The sequence below is a fragment of the Kocuria varians genome (assembly GCF_006539885.1).
Classification (GTDB): domain Bacteria; phylum Actinomycetota; class Actinomycetes; order Actinomycetales; family Micrococcaceae; genus Kocuria; species Kocuria varians.
This window is the reverse complement of the sequence record NZ_BJNW01000001.1, coordinates 83,617-100,763: the sequence shown is the minus strand read 5'-3', so window position 1 is coordinate 100,763 and position 17,147 is coordinate 83,617. Positions and strand designations below refer to the sequence as shown.

General features: G+C 71.9%; 13 protein-coding genes. 8 read left to right on the top strand and 5 right to left on the bottom strand.

Annotated elements, in window-relative coordinates; translation table 11 throughout:
• Nucleotides 1–24 precede the first annotated feature (24 nt).
• Nucleotides 25–3,993 carry a hypothetical protein gene (locus tag KVA01_RS00475; RefSeq protein WP_233438715.1) on the top strand — a complete coding sequence of 1,323 codons (3,969 nt, stop codon included), beginning with the start codon at nt 25–27 and terminating at the stop codon, nt 3,991–3,993.
• 389 nt (nt 3,994–4,382) lie between these two features.
• Here the strand turns inward: KVA01_RS00475 and cpaB are convergent, their stop codons facing one another.
• From cpaB to KVA01_RS00455, 3 genes are all read right to left on the bottom strand, one after another.
• A complete protein-coding gene (cpaB, locus tag KVA01_RS00465) occupies nt 4,383–5,057 on the bottom strand; it encodes a Flp pilus assembly protein CpaB (protein ID WP_141268490.1) in 675 nt (224 codons plus the stop codon).
• 187 nt (nt 5,058–5,244) lie between these two features.
• Nucleotides 5,245–5,634: an FmdB family zinc ribbon protein gene (locus tag KVA01_RS00460; RefSeq protein ID WP_141268488.1), complete on the bottom strand. Its 390-nt coding sequence runs from the start codon at nt 5,632–5,634 to the stop codon at nt 5,245–5,247.
• A gap of 166 nt (nt 5,635–5,800) precedes the next feature.
• Complete coding sequence (locus KVA01_RS00455) at nt 5,801–6,412, bottom strand: 5-formyltetrahydrofolate cyclo-ligase (RefSeq protein WP_141268486.1); 612 nt, start codon at nt 6,410–6,412, stop codon at nt 5,801–5,803.
• A gap of 122 nt (nt 6,413–6,534) precedes the next feature.
• Here KVA01_RS00455 and galU point away from each other — a divergent pair, with 122 nt between their 5' ends.
• The 4 genes from galU (at nt 6,535) to KVA01_RS00435 (ending at nt 11,112) form a co-directional block, all read left to right on the top strand.
• Nucleotides 6,535–7,443, top strand: coding sequence for a UTP--glucose-1-phosphate uridylyltransferase GalU (galU, locus tag KVA01_RS00450; RefSeq protein ID WP_141268484.1), 909 nt, complete (start codon nt 6,535–6,537; stop codon nt 7,441–7,443).
• Between the two features lie 13 nt (nt 7,444–7,456).
• The gene (locus KVA01_RS00445; RefSeq protein ID WP_141268482.1) at nt 7,457–8,101 is read left to right on the top strand and encodes a GNAT family N-acetyltransferase; all 645 of its coding nucleotides are present in this window, start codon (nt 7,457–7,459) and stop codon (nt 8,099–8,101) included.
• A 143-nt stretch (nt 8,102–8,244) separates the two neighbouring features.
• On the top strand, nt 8,245–9,174 hold the full coding sequence (locus KVA01_RS00440) for a hypothetical protein (RefSeq protein WP_233438714.1): 930 nt from the start codon (nt 8,245–8,247) through the stop codon (nt 9,172–9,174).
• An 84-nt stretch (nt 9,175–9,258) separates the two neighbouring features.
• Nucleotides 9,259–11,112, top strand: coding sequence for a CYTH and CHAD domain-containing protein (locus KVA01_RS00435; protein WP_141268480.1), 1,854 nt, complete (start codon nt 9,259–9,261; stop codon nt 11,110–11,112).
• A gap of 122 nt (nt 11,113–11,234) precedes the next feature.
• Here the strand turns inward: KVA01_RS00435 and KVA01_RS00430 are convergent, their stop codons facing one another.
• A complete protein-coding gene (locus tag KVA01_RS00430) occupies nt 11,235–13,001 on the bottom strand; it encodes an MDR family MFS transporter (protein ID WP_082810160.1) in 1,767 nt (588 codons plus the stop codon).
• Nucleotides 12,998–13,618: a TetR/AcrR family transcriptional regulator gene (locus KVA01_RS00425; RefSeq protein WP_068466897.1), complete on the bottom strand. Its 621-nt coding sequence runs from the start codon at nt 13,616–13,618 to the stop codon at nt 12,998–13,000. The genes KVA01_RS00430 and KVA01_RS00425 overlap by 4 nt, the downstream gene beginning before the upstream one ends.
• A gap of 108 nt (nt 13,619–13,726) precedes the next feature.
• On the opposite strand from KVA01_RS00425, the gene KVA01_RS00420 reads away from it, so the two are divergent.
• Genes KVA01_RS00420 through KVA01_RS00410 form a run of 3 tightly spaced genes read left to right on the top strand, consistent with a single transcriptional unit; the run spans nt 13,727 to nt 17,119 of the window.
• Nucleotides 13,727–14,962, top strand: coding sequence for a glycosyltransferase family protein (locus KVA01_RS00420; protein WP_174805687.1), 1,236 nt, complete (start codon nt 13,727–13,729; stop codon nt 14,960–14,962).
• Nucleotides 14,959–16,182, top strand: coding sequence for a glycosyltransferase (locus KVA01_RS00415; RefSeq protein WP_068466899.1), 1,224 nt, complete (start codon nt 14,959–14,961; stop codon nt 16,180–16,182). Before KVA01_RS00420 ends, KVA01_RS00415 begins: the two co-directional genes overlap by 4 nt.
• Complete coding sequence (locus tag KVA01_RS00410) at nt 16,172–17,119, top strand: WcbI family polysaccharide biosynthesis putative acetyltransferase (RefSeq protein WP_141268478.1); 948 nt, start codon at nt 16,172–16,174, stop codon at nt 17,117–17,119. The genes KVA01_RS00415 and KVA01_RS00410 overlap by 11 nt, the downstream gene beginning before the upstream one ends.
• The last annotated feature ends 28 nt before the right edge of the window (nt 17,120–17,147 follow it).

Sequence of the window (17,147 nt, the reverse complement as noted above, 5' to 3'; positions counted from 1 at the left end):
GGCGCACTCGTGAGTAGGAGCACCATGTCGACACCCCCAGCCCAGGACCGACCGACCCCCCAGGTCACGGACGGTGCGCGCACCGGGTCCGAGGCCCCGCGCGTGTCCCTGAGGTCCTGGACCCAGCAGATGGACGCTTACACGGGTCCGGACACGCTGCTGGACTTCAACCAGGTGGACAACGTCTGCATCGACCTCACGGAGGCCAACTCCTCGGGGCAGGCGCAGCTGCTCATGCAGCGTCCCACCCGGCTGTCCACGATGATCCACCAGGACACCCCGGCGTACGACCGCGCGGTGCGCTCCGCGCGCGCCCTGCGCACGAAGATCCACGAGCTGTCCGTGATGCACGGCCTGGACGCCGCCTACCTCGCCGCGGGGACGGCGTCGTGGCTCGCGGACCCGGTCGCGGACGGGCTGCGGCGGTTCATCGCCCCGGTGCTGCTCGCCCCGGTGACCATTAAGCTGCGCCCGGACCACAAGGACTTCGAACTGCACATCGTGGGTCCGGCGCGCCTGAACCCGGCGCTGGTGCGTCGACTGCGCGAGGACCACGGCGTGGAGCTGGCCACCGCGGAGATGTCCCGGCTGGCCTACGGCACCCGCAAGCTGGACCCCGCTCCGGTGCTCGAGATCCTGCGTCAGCTCGCCGTGGACGTTCCCGGCATGCACGTGGACCATCAGCTGGTGGTCTCCACGTTCGCGGACCTGCACGAGCGCCCGGCGGATGAGCACGTGGTGGCCCGCACGGAGGTCGTGGAGGCGCTCGCACGGCTGAAGAACCCCGAGGTGGGCAAGCTTCCCGTGGTGCGGCGGCTCGAGAACCGCGCCCCCGCCCTGGACGGCCGCGATCCGGCGCGCGAGCTGCTGCTCACGGACCTGGACGCGAACCAGCAGGAGGTCGTGGACCTCGCGGAGCAGGGCGAGAGCTTCGTGGTGAACACGCCGGTGGGCACCGCGAGCATCGACACCGTGGTCGCCACGGTGGGTGCCCTCGTCCACCGGGGCCGCAGCGTGCTGGTACTGGGGGAGTCCCGCACGACCCTCGCCTCCTTCAACCGCGCGTGGAACCGCACGGGCCTGGACTCGCTCGTGCTCCCCCTGGGCTCGCACCTGAGCCCGGACGACGTCGCCGCGCGGCTCGTGCGCGCCGTCGCCCGCAACGAGCGCGCCCCGGAGCCGGACACCGAGGCCGTCCACGAGGCGCTGCGCCACTCCCGCGACCAGCTGCGGCTGCACGAGGAGTCCCTGCACGCGCGTCGTCCGCGCTGGCAGGCCTCCCCGTACGAGGCCATGCAGTCCCTCGCCGAGCTGACGGCCCGCGATCCCGGCCCGGAGACCACCGTGCGCTTCCGCCGCTCGGTGCTCGACGCCGTCTCCCACCGCAGCGAGGTGCAGCGGCAGCTGCAGCGCGCGGCGGCGCTCGGAGCCTTCGACGAGTCCGCACTGAGCAGCCCGTGGCACGGTGCCCGGCTGGTCAATGACGACGAGGCCCACCAGGCCCACGACCTCGCCAAGTCCCTCCTGCTCGAGCTGACCACGCTCACCACCGCCATGCGCAACGTCCTGGGCGTCTCCGGCCTGCGCGTGGGCACGACCATCGCCGAGTGGGAGCAGCAGCTCGAACTCGTGATCGACGTGGGGCAGTCCCTCGACCACCTGACCCCGGACATCTACGACCGCCCCGTGACGGACCTGATCGCGGCCACGGCATCGGCCGCGTGGCGCCGAGAGCACGAGATCGAACTGAGCGGGTTGCAGCGCTCGCGGCTGCGCAAGGCCGCCAAGGAGTACATCCGCCCGGGTGTGCACCTCTCGGACCTGCACGCAGCGCTGGTGAAGGTGCAGTCCGAGCGCGAGCGCTGGCGGCAGTGGGCCACCACGCTCGAGCAGCCGGCCGTCTCGGACCGTGCGGAGGAGACCCTGCGCACGCACCGGCGCTTCCGCGAGGACCTCGAGGGCCTGGCCATCGCGCTGGAGGGCTCGCCCACGGCTGCGCGCCTGGAGAACGCCACCGTGGACGAGCTCGGCGTGATCCTCGACGAGCTGATCAACGACGAGCCCCACCTGAGCACCTTGCCCGAGCGCACCGTGCTCCTGGACGACCTGCGGGCCCGGGGCCTGGGCGAGTTCCTGCAGGACCTCGAGACCCGGGGTGTGCCCGCGGAGCGCGTGCGCGACGAGCTGGAGCTCGCGTGGTGGCAGTCGGTGCTCGAGGCCATGATCAGCGGCGACGACTTCGTGGCCATGCCGGACGGCGCCGAGCTGCGCCGCACCGAGTCCGCGTTCCGGCGCGCCGACTCCGCCCACGTTGCCGCCGCACCCGCGCGTCTCGAGCACGAGCTCGCCGAGCGGTGGGCCCGCGACACCCGGCGCAACCCCCGCGAGGCGGTCGCGCTGCGCGAGATGCTGCGCAGCGGGCACGTGCGCACGGAGGAGCTGGACCGGGTGCAGCACCTGACCCCGTCTCTCGTCCCCGTGTGGACGGCGAGTCCCCTGGTGCTCACCGCGACCCTGGGCGAGGCCCAGACCGTGGATGCCGTGGTGGTCCTGGACGCCGAGTCCACGCCGCTCGCCGCCGCACTGCCCGCGATCGTCAAGGCGGAGCAGGTCATCGCGTTCGGGGACCGTCACGCGGGCGGGCCGCAGCCCTTCACGGTGGCTCCGCGCCTGGTCTCCCGGGACGAGTCGCGGCCCGTCGCGGAGGTCGACTCCGTCCACGACGCCCTCTCGCGGGTCGTGGACTCTCGCTCCCTGACGTCCGTGCGGCGGCCGCTGGACCCTCGCCTGTTCGCCTACCTCAACGAGGCCTTCTACGACGGCGCCCTGACGCGCGTGCCCTTCGCCTCCGAGCTGATGAGCCCCACCACAGGGCTGTCCGCAGAGTACGTGGAGGACGGCGTGGGTGTGCTCACGGCCGGCAGCGAGGGGGTCCAGGCCCCCGCGGCGGAGGTGCACCGCACCGTGGACCTGGTCTTCGCCCACGCCGCACGGCACCCGGAGCGCTCGCTCGCCGTGGTCACCGCGAGTGCGATGCACGCCTCCCGCGTGGCGCAGGCGGTGCAGCGGCGGCTGCGCGAGACGGGCGAGTCCGAGGAGTTCTTCGCGCCGGGCCACGAGTCCTTCCGCGTGGTGGAGCTCCACCGTGCCGCGGGGATCGAGCGGGACACCGTGATCTTCTCCCTGGGCTTCGGGCGCACGACCTCCGGGCGGAGCACCCCGCAGCTGGGTTCGCTGTCGGAGCGGGACGGCCGGCAGGCCTTCGTACGGGGGATGACCCGTGCGCGCAGGCACACGCACATCGTCACCTCGATCCACCCCAAGGACACCGAGCTGCGACGGCTGCAGTACGGCGCCAAGGACATGTACCACATGCTGGAAATGCTCTTCGGCGAGGGCACCACGTCCGAGCGGGCCGAGACCACCGCGGACGCCACGGGAACCGCGCCGGACGCCCTGGTGGACGACCTCGCGCGCCGGCTGCGTGCCGGCGGCGCCACCGTGCACACCGGCTACGCCCACGCGGTGGACATGGCGGCCCACGCGGACGCGGAGTCGCTGTCCGCGGGTGCCGTGCTGCACCGCGGTCCGGCGGAGGAGCCCGTGCGGATTCCCGTTGCCATGCGCTCCGACGGCTCCGAGTCCAGCCGCGCCCTGAGCGTGCGCGAGCGTTCGCGGCTGATCCCGCAGCAGCTCGAGCGCGCCGGGTGGAACTACGTGAGCCTGTGGTCCGTGGAGGTCTTCACGGATCCGCAGACCGTCGCGTCGCTCGTCCAGCGCTACCTGGGCCTGGGAGCTTCCGAGGCCGCCGAGGGAGGCGCCCCGGGGGCTGCTGCGGGCTCCGGTCACGCCGGCGTGCACGGGCGCTCCGGTCACGACAACGCCGCCCGGCCGGGTGCGCAACGCAACGCCGGTGCGTCGGCGCCGTCAGCCCCGGCGGCGTACGACGGTCCGACCGGGGTGGACCGCGGGAGCCGCACGGGTGGTTTCTGAGGGGACGCCGTCCGAGGGCGGTGCGACGAACGGGCGTCGCCGGGGGAGCCACCGCCGGGCGACCGGCGGCACCGCTCCTCGTCCGGAGCGTGCCCTGGGCGGTCCGGCGTGGGGTGAGCCGTCCGAGACGCTCGGTGCCGACGCCCCGGACCCCCGGGAAAGGCAGAGCGAGGCCGGCCACGAGGAGTGGTTGAGGCGGCAGCGTCCGCCCCACTGGGGCTGACCGCGTAACTCACAAGCTTTGCGGAGGGGACAGCGACGCCCGGATTTTCCCGCACCGGCCCCTCCTGAGACGCAGAGCGAGGTAGCGCACGATGAGCGGTCGTGTCGCGAGAGGCCGCCCCACCGGGGCTGAAACGCCGCACCGGGCAATCCGTCAGGGAGTGCTCTCACGGCGAGACCAGGACGAGGGAGATCTTGCCGGTGCCGTCAAGCGTGGCGAGGTCGGTCGCGGTGTCCCGCGGGGCGGCGAGGACCACGAGACCGGCGTCGTCCTCGGAACCTCCCGAGGACAGGATCGAGGAGCCGCCGCCCGGGTCACTGGTGGCGGCCCACAGCACGGTGACCGAGCGGGCGACCGTCTTCCCCGCCCCGGAGGACGCCTGGTCCGTGTGGTGCACCACGTCCACGAGGTCCCCGGGCCGGATGTGCCGCAGCACGGCGGGATCCGCGACGCGCACTGACGCCGCGGTGGTTCCGGTCGGCTGACCCGTGAGGAGCCCGGGACCGAGGACCGTGGAGGACGTCACCGCCTGACCCTGCGTGAGAGCAACGGTGGTCCGCTGACCGATGGCATCCTGCGGGCTGCTGAATGCCGCGGCCGGGGCGAGAGCGACCGGGAACTGCGAGACCGTGACGTCCTCCGCGGTGAGGGCGTGCCCCGCGGGCAGGTCCGCTGCCACGGTGAGCACCGGGGTGGTGCGGGCGTCCGGGGGAGCGAGGCGAAGGATCACCAGCGTCAGGGCCACGGCGCACAGCGCGGCGGCCACGAGCCGGTGGCGTCGGCGGACCGCGGTGCGCAGCCGCAGACCCAGGGGATAGCGGGGACGGGAGCGTGAACTCATGCCCGGACGCTAACCGCGGGGAATCACCATACGAGAGTGGATCCAGGCGGGGTGCAGTGCGGCATCCTGCGGGCCCCGCAGGAGCGGGGGTGTGCAGTGCGCTCGCCGTGGAGGAGAAGCGTGGTGCTCGGAGAATGATGGCCCGTGGTCCGAAACCAGCAACCAGGGGTCGAGACCTGGGGAGGGATCAGGACGCCGAGGAGGATTTTCCTGCGCTCTTTGAGCCGGCGCTCTGCGAGCCGGAGCTGCTCGACCCGGAACCGCTGCCGGAGCCTGAGGCGCCGGAGTCCTTCCCGGAGGACGAGGACGAGTCGCTGCTCGACGAGTGGTTGTCAGAGGAGCCACCGGACGCCTCCGAGCCGGAGGATGACTTCCCGCCCCCGCCGTTCTTGCCGGCGTCCGCGCGGGAGTCGTTGTGGTAGAAGCCGGAGCCCTTGAAGACCACGCCCACGGAGTTGAACTTCTTGCGCAGGTGACCGCCGCACTCGGGGCAGACCGTCAGTGCGTCGTCGGAGAAGGACTGGCGGATGTCGAATTCATGACCGCAGTCTTTGCAGGCATAGGCGTAAACGGGCACGGTGCGTTCCTTCGAGGGGTGGTGGTGCGGTGGATTGCCGCCGTCACATCCTACTCGCACGGCGTCCTGGACCCGGCCGCCCCACATGCGCGGGGCCGTGCTTCACGATGTCTGGCGGGCCTTGCCGACACCGAACTGTTTTCCCGGTCCCTGCACACCCTTTCCGTCAGGACCCGAGGCGCACCGGTCCGCGCTCCGTGAGCGCCCGCGTCAGCACCGCGTCGTGCGCTTCGCGCGGCACTGTCCCGGCGGGGAGGATCTCGTCCACGTGGCAGCACGCGAAGACCGCGGGCTCGTGCCCTGCGCGTGCGAGGTCGGGGAGGAAGCGGTCGTAGTACCCGCCTCCGAAGCCGAGCCGGACCCCGCCGCGGTCAACGGCCACCACGGGCACGAGCAGGACGGAGACGGTGGCAAAGACCTCGGTGCCGTGGCGGGGGCCCGCGGGTTCGAGCAGCCCGGGCAGGGCGCCGCGCGCCAGGATCGCGTCCGGGCGCCACCGCACCCAGCTCATCCGGTGTCCCGCCTCCACGGCCGGTACCCACACCCGGTGCCCGGCGGCGTCGACCCGGGCCAGGGCGGGCAGCACGGGCGGTTCGCCCGGCAGCGGGAGGAACGCGGCGACGTCGCCGGGACCGTGGTCGGCGAGAATCCGCGCGAGGTGGCGGGCAAAACCTGCGGCGTCCCGCTCGCGCGCGGCGGCGGGGCGGCGTCGACGTCGTTCGAGGACCCGGGTGCGCAGCCGCGCCTTGGCCGCAGCGGGCCCGTCCGTGGCATCCATCCGTTCCCGCCCCTCCGGCCGTGTCCGCTCTTGGGAGTACATTCCCCGGAAAAGCCGGAAATCCGTGCATTTCACGGGATTCACAGCGGTGATACGGGGTGGTGTTCGTCTACCCTAATTCCATGAGTCATCACGAGAACAAGCGCGTCCACAAGGCGGTCATTCCCGCCGCGGGGCTGGGTACCCGTTTCCTTCCCGCGACCAAGGCCATGCCCAAGGAAATGCTGCCGGTCGTGGACCGTCCCGCCATCCAGTACGTGGTCCAGGAAGCGGTCGACGCCGGCCTGGACGACGTCCTGATGATCACCGGCCGCTCCAAGCGTGCCCTGGAGGACCACTTCGACCGCGTCCCGGCACTCGAGGCCCAGCTCAAGGAATCGGGCAAGGACGCCCTGCTCGTGGAGGTCGAGCACGCCTCGGACCTCGGCGAGATCCACTACCTGCGCCAGCAGGATCCCCAGGGTCTGGGGCACGCGGTGCTGCGCGCCAAGACCCACGTGGGGGACGAGCCCTTCGCCGTGCTGCTCGGTGACGACCTCATCGACGAGAAGGAGGACCTGCTCTCGTGGATGATCGAGGTCCAGGAGCGCACCGGCGGTTCCGTGGTGGCCCTCATGGAGGTCCCGCACGAGAGCATCGGCGCCTACGGCTGCGCGGACGTCTCCGCGGTCGAGGGCGAGGACTACGTGCAGGTCAACGGGCTCGTGGAGAAGCCGGCCCCGGACGACGCCCCCTCCGACCTCGCGATCATCGGCCGCTACGTGCTGCACCCGGAGATCTTCGAGATCCTCGAGCAGACCGCCCCGGGCCGCGGCGGCGAGATCCAGCTGACCGACGCCATGCAGACCGTGGCGGACCGCGGGGACGAGGCCAACGGCATGTACGGCGTGGTCTTCAAGGGCCGCCGCTTCGACACCGGGGACAAGCTGTCCTACCTGAAGGCCAACATCGAGCTGGCGTGCGAGCGGGAGGACCTCGGTCCCGGGCTGCGCACCTGGATCAAGGACTACGCCCAGAAACTCGCGGACTGAGGCTCCACCTCTCGTGGATTCGCAGGCCGTGTGGCCGGTCACGGTGCAGTGGGCGCAGCTGGTGCTGCGCCCACTGGCCATGGGGGACCGGGACGAGTGGGACCGGGTCCGCTCGCGGAACCGGGAGTGGCTCGAGCCGTGGGAGGCGAGCAACCCTGACGAGGGTGGCGCGGCGCCGTCTTACCGGGCGTTCGTGCGACTCATGCGTCGGCAGGCACGCAACGGGCAGAGCCTGCCGTGGCTCATCGTCGAGCAGGGGCCCGGTGGCGGCCGGGCTGAGCTCGTGGGGCAGCTGACGGTCTCGAGCATCACCCTCGGCTCGTTCCGCTCCGCCACGCTCGGCTACTGGGTGGACGGCGCGCAGGCGGGCCGCGGCATCGCACCCATGGCGGTCGCGATGGCCACCGACTACTGCTTCCAGCACCTGGGTCTGCACCGCATGGAGATCAACATCCGCCCCGAGAACGCCAAGTCCCTGCGCGTGGTCGAGAAGCTCTGCTTCCGCGACGAGGGGCTGCGCAGGCGTTTCCTGCACATCGCCGGCTCCTGGGCGGACCACCGCAGCTTTGCGCTCACCACGGAGGAGGTCCCGGAGGGCCTCGTGCGGCGCTTCACGGGGGCGGACGAGGACATCACCGTGCGGCACGCGCCGCGCTGACGACGCCGCTCGGGCCGCGTTGCGCCCCACGTCAGGGGCCTGCGGGGCGGTTTCGGCGCAAAAAACACCATCGAATTACATTGATGTAGGCAACACGCGCATTCCACGCGGGGAATCTATCCCTACTGCCCTACCCTGGACCGGTGGGATTGTCATGGGTGAGCAGCTCGGCGGTGTTGGCCGTCGTGATCGTGCTGAGTGTCATGTGGTTCGCACCTCACGTGGTGCGTCGCACGAGCATGCCCGTCCACGCCCAGGTGGAGGCACCGGACCTGCAGATCGGCAGCGCCCTCCACAACCACGAGCGCTCGGCCCCCGCGCCCAGTAGAGTGGTGACGACCACCGCCCCAGCCCAGGTACACGAACGGGAGACCACCGCCATGGAGACATCGGCACACGCGCCGTCCGCCATCACCCTCCAGCGCGGTTCGCTGGCCGGACTGCGGATCAAGTGGGACCGCACCATCGTGTTCCTCACCGGTGCCGTCCTCGTCGCGGCGGCGCTGATCTGCGCGCTGCTCGCCCCCTTCACCTCCATCTCCTGGGCCGTCCCGGTAGTGCTCCTGCTGCTGGGCGCCGGTTGCGTGGCGGGCCTGCGCTACCTCGCGGTCGAGGACCGCCGCCAGCGTGCCGCCCGTTCCACCTCCCGCTCCGTCGCACCCGCCCAGCACGCCATCTTCGACAACGAGGACGAGGTCCGCCAGGACCGGGACCAGGAAAACCGCGTGGCGGAAGCCGCTCTGGACATGCCTGCCGCGGAGGAGCAGCCCCGTGAGGAGCAGCAGACCCCGCAGCGCGCCCCCGAGCGCGTGTACACCGTGGCCGAGTTGCGCGCGGAGGCCATGAAGGTCGCCCGCAGCACGGGGGCGGACACCACCACGTGGGAGCCGGTACCGGTGCCCAAGCCGCTGTACACCCAGGCCCCCGTGGTCCAGCGCAGCGAGCCGGAACCGCTGCAGGTCCCGGCCCGTCCCGCCGCCCGCACCACCACCCTGAAGGACGCCGTGCGCACCGGCGAGCAGGAGAGCACCGCCCTGAACCTCGACGACGTCCTGAAGCGGCGCCGCGCCTGACACCCACCGCATCACCCACCTTGACGACAGCAACGCGCCGCGGGACCCGAACAGGGCCGCGGCGCGTTTCACACTGGGAGAGCCATGGTCACGCAACAGGTTGAGATCGAACGCAAGTACGACGTGCCGGGCCACGACCGGCCCGAGCTCGCGCTGCACGAGCTGGAGGGCTTCACGGTGGGGGAACCCGTGGAGCACGACATGAGCGCCACCTACTACGACACCGCAGACCTGCAGCTCGCGCGTGCGAAGGTGGCGCTGCGGCGTCGTCGTGGGGGATCGGACGACGGCTGGCACGTGAAGTACCAGACAGGCGACGCCCGCGGCGAGATCCACCACGAGCCGTTGAAGACCGCGCCCACCCGGATCCCCGCCGCCCTGCGCAAGGTGCTGCTCGGGCTGACCCTGGGTGAAGAGCTCACGCCGGTGGCCACGATCGACACGCACCGCACCGAGTACCCCGTGCTGGGCGCGCAGGGTCAGGACGCCGAGCTGTGCCTGGACGCCGTGACGGCGCGGGACGAGCGTGCCGGGGTCACCCGCGCGTGGTTCGAGTGCGAGGTGGAGCTCTCTCGGCACGACCTCGGCGATGAGCAGGCACGGACGGTCTTCGACGCCGTGGAGGCGGTGCTGTTCGCGGCGGGTGCGCGGACGTCGTCCTCCGTGGCCAAGATCGCGCGAGCCCTGGGTCAGGACGGCGGGGATGTCGTGCGGGTGGTTGAGGCGCCCGGCGAGGGCAAGGACGAGGACGGCGCGTTGTCGACGTCCGGCACGAGGCTGGCCAAGAACAAGAAGGTGTCCAAGGACAAGGCGAAGAAGAAGGCCAAGGACAAGACCAAGTCTGCGTCCAAGGGCAAGAGCAAGGACAAGAGCGCAGGCAAGGACAAGGGCCGGGCCGCGTCGTCGGGGAAGGGCAAGGATGCCCAGAAGCGCGAGACCTCAGAGCAGCCGAAGCGCACGGGCGCGGACGTGCTGGCGGCCGTACTGGACCGGCTCGTCGGAGAGCTGCAGTCCTGGGACTTCGCGGTGCGTCTGGGCGCGGCCGACTCCGTGCACCAGCTGCGGGTGCGCTCCCGTACGCTGCGCAGCGTACTGCAGGCATCGCGGGGATTCATCTCGCCCGAGGTCGGCTCGGACCTGGAGAAGCGGCTGAAGCTGCTCGCGCGGGTCCTCGGTGACGCCAGGGACCAGGAGGTGGCCCGGGAGCGGCTCGACGCCCTGCTGGACGCGCAGTCGGCGGATCTCGTGAGCGCCACGGCCGCGCGGGAGCTGCGGGAGGCGGCCGAGCACCGGGGTGACGACGCCGCGCGCGCCGTGCGCCGCGAGCTCGACAGCCCCGCCTACCTGCAGCTGCTGCGGGACCTGCGAGAGCTCTCCCGCGGCGAGGGCATCACGGACGAAGCCGCGCAGCTCTCCCCGAAGCGGTTCGCCAAGACCGTCCTGGGCGCCGCGCTGAACCGCGTGCTGAGCACGGCTGCCACGACTGCCACGACTGCCCCGGAGGATCCGGAGGAGGTCACCGTGAGCACCATGGCGGCGGTCGTGGGGGAGCGGGTGAGCATCCCCGGTAAGGACGCCCGTCAGACGGCGGTGGCCTTCGAGGTGCTGCACGAGACCCGCAAGGCCGCCAAGTCCGCGCGCTACGTCTCGGAGGCGCTCGCCCACGCGCACGCCAAGGCCGGGAAGAAGCGGATCAGGGCGGCGGTCGTCGCCAAGGACTACCAGGACGACCTCGGGGTGGTCACGGACGCCGCGGTCATGGAGGAGTGGCTGGCGCGCGTGGCCCGTTCGTTGCAGCGCACCGGCAGGGACCGCTACGCCGTGGGCCTGCTGCACGGCATCGAGCTCTCGGACCTGCGCAACGGACTGCTGGAGGCCCCGGAGATCCTCGAGGACCTCGTGGAGGACCTGCAGGAGACCCTGCCCGAGAAGCACTGACCGCCTCGGCCCTCGGGCACGACGAAGGGGCTGTGCGACCGGTCGGGGATCTCTCCCCGGTCGGTCGCCCAGCCCCTCTCTTGTACGGTCACGCCCCGTGGGCGATCAGGCCCTGTGGCCGGTCACGCCCTGTGCCGCGGAGCCGAGCGACGACGCCGGCGCGAGCGGCCCGCCCGGTGGGTCGGCTCGGACGGTGCGTGCGGTGCCGAGGCCGCGGGCGTCGTCGTGTCGTGCTCGGAGGTCGACGGGTCGTAGCTCTGCCCGGCGCCCGTGGTCGCGGTGGCGACGGCGAGCTGGCCGGTGGTGGCATCGGGCTCCTCGCCCTCCACGACCTCGCGGTCCACGCGGGTGGACAGCGGCTTCTCCACGACGAACGCCAGCATGATGAACGCGGCGACCGCGAGCGGGATCATGTAGAGGAAGATCGGCAGCAGGGCATCGTTGTAGGACTGGATGACCGGGTCGCGGAACATCTCCGGCAGCGCGTGGACGCTCTGCGGCGTGAACGAGTTCGCGTTCATGCCACCTCCGCCCCCGGCACCGGCGGCAGAGGGGACCTTCGGCATGTTCTCGGCCAGCAGGTCCTTCAGGCGGGAGATGAACAGCGAGCCCACGACGGCCGAGCCCACGGTGGCGCCCACCTGGCGGAAGAAGTTGCTCGCCGCCGTGGCGGTGCCCACGATCTTGTTGGGGAACGAGTTCTGGACGATCAGCACCAGGATCTGCATGCTCAGGCCGATGCCCGCGCCGAAGACCGCCAGGTAGGCGCACATCTTGAAGGTGGTGTCGTCCACCTGCAGCGTGGACAGCAGCCACAGCCCCACACCCATGACGACCATGCCGATCAGCGGGAAGAACTTGTAGCGGCCGGTGCGCGAGACGATCTGGCCGGAGGCGATGGAGGTGATCAGCAGCGAGCCCATCATGGGGGTCATCAGCAGACCGGCCTCCGTGGCGTCCACGCCCTTGACCATCTGGATGTAGGTGGGCATGTAGCCGAGCGCGCCGAACATGGCCACGCCCACGGCCAGGCCGGAGACGGTGGTGAGCGTGAAGTTGCGGTCCTTGAACAGGGAGAGCGGGATCACGGGGCTGCTCGCGCGGGTCTCCGCGACCACGAAGGCCACGATGCCGGCGAGCGTGGTGGCGCACAGCCACAGGATCTGCGGGGAGTTCCAGTCGTACTGGGTGCCGCCCCACGTGCACACGAGGATCAGGCACGTGGTGGCCGCGGCCAGCAGGATCATGCCCAGGTAGTCGATGCGCTCGCTCTTGTCGCGCTCGCGCTTGGGGAGGTGCAGGAACGCGATGACGGCGACGATCGCCAGGATGCCCAGCGGGATGTTGAACGAGAACGCCCAGCGCCAGCCGGGACCCTCCGTGATCCAGCCGCCGAGCAGGGGGCCGGCCACGGAGGACACGGCGAACACGGCGCCCATGACGCCCATGTACTTGCCGCGCTCACGTGCCGGGACGACGTCCGCGATGGAGGTCTGGGCGAGGATCATCAGACCGCCGCCGCCCAGGCCCTGCACCACGCGGGCGGTGATGAGCCAGCCCATGGTGCCCGCGGAGGCGCCGATCACGGAGCCCGCGATGAACAGCACGATCGCGCCGAGCAGCACCGGCTTGCGGCCGAAGATGTCCGAGATGCGCCCGTAGACGGGCATCATCACGGTGGAGGCCAGGATGTAGCCGGTGATGACCCAGCTCATGTGGTCCACGCCGCCGAGGTCGCCCACGATGGTGGGCAAGGCGGTCGAGAGGATCGTCTGGCCGAGGGACGCGAGCAGCATGACGACCATGAGGCTCGCGAACAGCCATCCGAGGTGTGTGGGTTTCTCCTCGGTGGCGGGGCTGAACTCAGCCCGGGAAAGGGTGGTTGTCATGAAATCTCCTTGAGGGCGGTGCGGAAGACGCCGATGGCGTGGTCGAGGGCGCGCTGGACGGCGTCGTCGTCGAGGGTGGTCGCCAGGTGGGTGTTGGTGCGGAACGCGAACTTGATGACCGCACCCGCCAGTAGAACGAAAGCGTGCGAGGTCTCCTCGGAACGAGGAGTGGGGCCGTGCGCGGGCTGCTCCATGACCGTGGAGACCACGAGGCTCTCCACGGTGTTGATGTGCATGCCCACGCTGCGTTTGAGTTCGGGGTTGTTCTCCACGAGCTCGTAGCGCTGCGCCGTGAGCTGCGGAGGACCGGTGGCGTCCCGCAGCACGTCCATGAACAGCCGGACGGTGCGGGCGAACTCGTCGCCGGTGCTCGTGTCCAGGAACCGTTCGCGCGCGGCGTCGGAGATCCGCGGTGTGGTGGTTCCCAGGACCGCGGCCTCCTTGCTCGGGTAGTAGTTGAAGAACGTGCGCCGGGAGACCCCGGCGCGTTCTGCGATGGCTTCCACCGCGGTGTCCCCGTAGCCGCACTCGCCCACGAGTTCCAGGGCAGCCTGGTGGATCTCGGCGAGGGTGCGGGTGCGGTGGCGTTCGCGCAGCGAGGGAGTGGATTCGGACACGCGTCAACTTTATGCATGAGTGCAAACTTGCACAAGTGCAGACTTTGCCCGCCCGGCATGATCTCGCTCACTCCTGTGCGTGTCCGAGGCCCTGGATAGGGTGAACGCGTGATAACACCGCTCCTGGCCTGCGTGGGCCCCGCACAGCACGGCGTCCGCATGCACGCCCAGGACCTTGCCTCGCACACGGCGGGCGCGGAGGCCGTGGCCGGCACGTTCGCGGAGCTGCGGCCCACGCTGCTCACCGGCCACGGCCCGGTCCACCTGCACTTCACGGACCGCGTGTTCGGTGCGTCCCCGGAGGCTGCGGCGCGGGCGGTCGAGGAGATCGCTGCCGTCCGCCCGGTCTCGGTGACCCTCCACGACATCCCGCAGCCCTCGGACGGGCACGCCTACGCGGCGCGCCGTGAGGCCTACGCGCGGGTCGTGGCTGGTGCCCGCATGGTCATCGTGTGCAGCGCCTCCGAGCGCGATCAGCTCGCGCGGTCTCTTCCCGGTCCGCCCGCAGTGCCGGTGGACGTCAACCCGCTGCCTGTCGACCCGCCGGAGCCTGGATCGTGGCGAGCCGGACTGGAGCGGTGCCGCGTGGGCGGTGGGCGCCTCGTGGGCGCGGAGGCGGGGCCTTCCCGTGCGGTTGCGGTCCGAGGTGTCTCTCCGGGCGACGACGCCGTGGCCACCGTCGCGGTCCTCGGCTTCCTCTACCCGGGGAAGGGTCACGACCGGGTGGTCGAGGCGCTCGCGGGAGTCGGGGGCGGGCTCGAGGTGCTCGCCCTGGGCAGGCCCTCGGACGGCCACGAGGACCTCGTGCCGCGGCTCGACGCCGCCGCGCGTCGGCACGGGCACAGCTTCCGCGCCACGGGTTTCCTGGACGACGCCGCCCTCACGCGTGCCGCGCAGCGGGTCACGGTCCCGGTGGTTGCGCCCTCCCACGTCTCGGCCTCCGGGTCGATCGGACGGTGGATCTCCGCCGGGCGGGCCCCCATCGTCACGCCGCACCCGTTCTTCGAGGAGCTCGCCGCCCGGGCGCCGTGGGCGCTGACCCTGACCGACGACCTCCCCGGCGCGCTCGCCGCGGCGCTCGCGGATCCGGTGTCCACGTGGATCGATCCCGCCTGCTGGGACGGGGAGGCCCTGCCGTCCACCGCGTCCGCCGCCGCCAGGCAGTGGTCGCTCATCACGGCTCCGTCCGGCGTGGACTCCGCTTTCGCAACGGGTTCTGCAACGACCTCTGTGCCGGGCGCATCGCGGGGCTCGCGAGCCGCGGATGGGACGGACGACGGGCGCGGGGGCGGCGTCGTCGGCTTCTCCGGACCTTCCGAGCGCACCGCGGGAGGCGGGCGGTGACGGGCCCCGTGGTGAGCGTCGTCGTGCCCTACTTCGAGAACCAGCGCGGGCTGGACCGGCTGCTCGCTGCTCTCGCACGACAGGACTTTCCCGCGGCGGACACCCAAGTGGTCGTGAGCGACGACGGCTCCGCGGTGCCCCCGGTCCTCCCGCGGACCCCGTTCGCGTGCCGCGTGGTGCGGCAGGAGGACCGCGGATTCAGGGCGGCCGCCGCGAGGAACCTGGGGGCGCGGGCGTCCTCGGGCGAGGTGGTCCTCTTCCTGGACGGCGACATGATCCCGGAACCGGGCTTCGTCTCGACCATGGTGTCCGGGGTGAGGGAGGCCGACGACGGCCACGGCGCGCTGGTCGTGGGAGCGCGCCACCACGCGGACCTCTCCGGATGCGACCTGTCCGCGGTGCTGGACTGGGTGAGCGCGGGACGTGCCGAGGGTGCCCGGCGACTCGAAGACCCTGCGTGGCTCGCGGACGGCTATGCGCGCACGCAGAACCTCAGGGCGGCGGGGATCGAGGACTTCCGGCTCGTCATCAGCGCGCTGCTCGCGGTGGACCGGCGGCTGCTCGAACGCTGCGACGGTTTCGACGAGACCCTCGTGGGCTACGGCGGGGAGGACTGGGACCTTGCCTACCGCTGCCACCGGCTCGGGGCCGCCCTGCGTCACGTTCCCGCCGCGCGCGCCTGGCACGACGGGCCCGACCTCGCGGGGCGCGGGAGCACGCGCGCGGTCAAGGATGCGGAGACGCTCGCCCTGGCCCGGCGCATTCCGCTGCCCAGCACGAGGGGAGCGGGGGTCGTCTTCGAGCAGCCCTGGGCGGTCGTGCGGGTCCACGGCCACGACGACGACGCCGAGGCGTACCTGAGTGCCGCACATGTGCTCCGGGGAACGGACGCCGGGGTGTGGTTCGTGGACCGTGAGGGCGTTCCGGAGGCGCTCGCCGCGGATCCGCGGGTGCGGGCGGGCCTGCCCCCGGAGGAGATCGTGGACCGAGCGGTCCACCTCGTGGACGTCCACGCCCCGCTCACGGTGGACGGTGCCCTGCGGACCTGGTGCGAGCGGGGCGAGAGTGAGGTGCCCGGGCTGCTCACGGTGCGGGACGTCCGCGCGGTGCACCGGGGCGAGTCGGCGCCCACGCAGCTGTGCCCCGGGGACCCAGAAGTCCCCGTGCACGCCGCGGACACCGGCCGCAGAGTCGAGGACAGGGTGGGACATGCTCGCTGAGACCGATCCGCACGACGCCGGCCGGCGCGCCCACTACGGCGAGTTCTACGGTCTCGTGGAGCCACCCGAGCTGCCGCTGTTCGCCGTGTACGGCAACTGCCAGGCGGAGTCCCTGCGCGTGCTGATGCACGGTGCCCTGGAGGGCCGGTGGCACGGCGTGCGCATGCCACCCGTCCACGAACTCACCGCGCAGGACCTGCCCCACCTGTGCGCTCTGCTGTCCCGGGTGGGGCTGCTCGTCACCCAGCCGGTCGCGGCCGGGTACCGCGGGCTGCCCCTGGGCAACGACGACGTCGCACTCCACCTGCGCGCGGACGTGCGGGTCGTGCGCGTCCCCGTCATGCGCTGGTCCGCGCTGATGCCCACGCTCGCGATCGTGCGGGCCCCGGGGGTGGGTGACCCGCCGGTGGTGCCGTACCACGACCTGAGGGTCCTGACCGCGGCGGCCAGGGGCGAGAGCGCCGTGACGCTGGGCCCGCCCTCGCCCCACGCCGCCCTGGTGGCGCGCGAGGAGTCCCTCGCGCAGCTGTGGACGCGGCAGCGAGCCCACGACACGGTGGACGCCGCCTCGATCCTGGACGCGGCCGGGGCCAACGCGGTGCACGTGATCAACCACCCGGGCAACGAGGTGCTGCGTGCGGTGGCCTCCGCGGTCCTGGACAGGGCGGGCCTCTCGGCGCCGGTGCCGGACCCGGGGCGCGTGCTGCTGGGAGGCATCCGCGCGCCGATCCACGAGAGCACGCTCGAAGCCCTCGGGCACGATCCTGCAGACCTCGAGGGTGGGCCCCGGGAGGACTGGCTGGTCCGCGGGGAGCGGATCACCGAACAGGAGGTGACGTGGGCCCACCTGCGCTGGTACGCGGAGCACCCCTCGGTGGTGGGCGCGGGGCTGACCCGGCACGCGGGCCTGATCGAGCGACTCGGGCTGCGCGGATGACGGCGAACGCCATGACGGAGCACACACG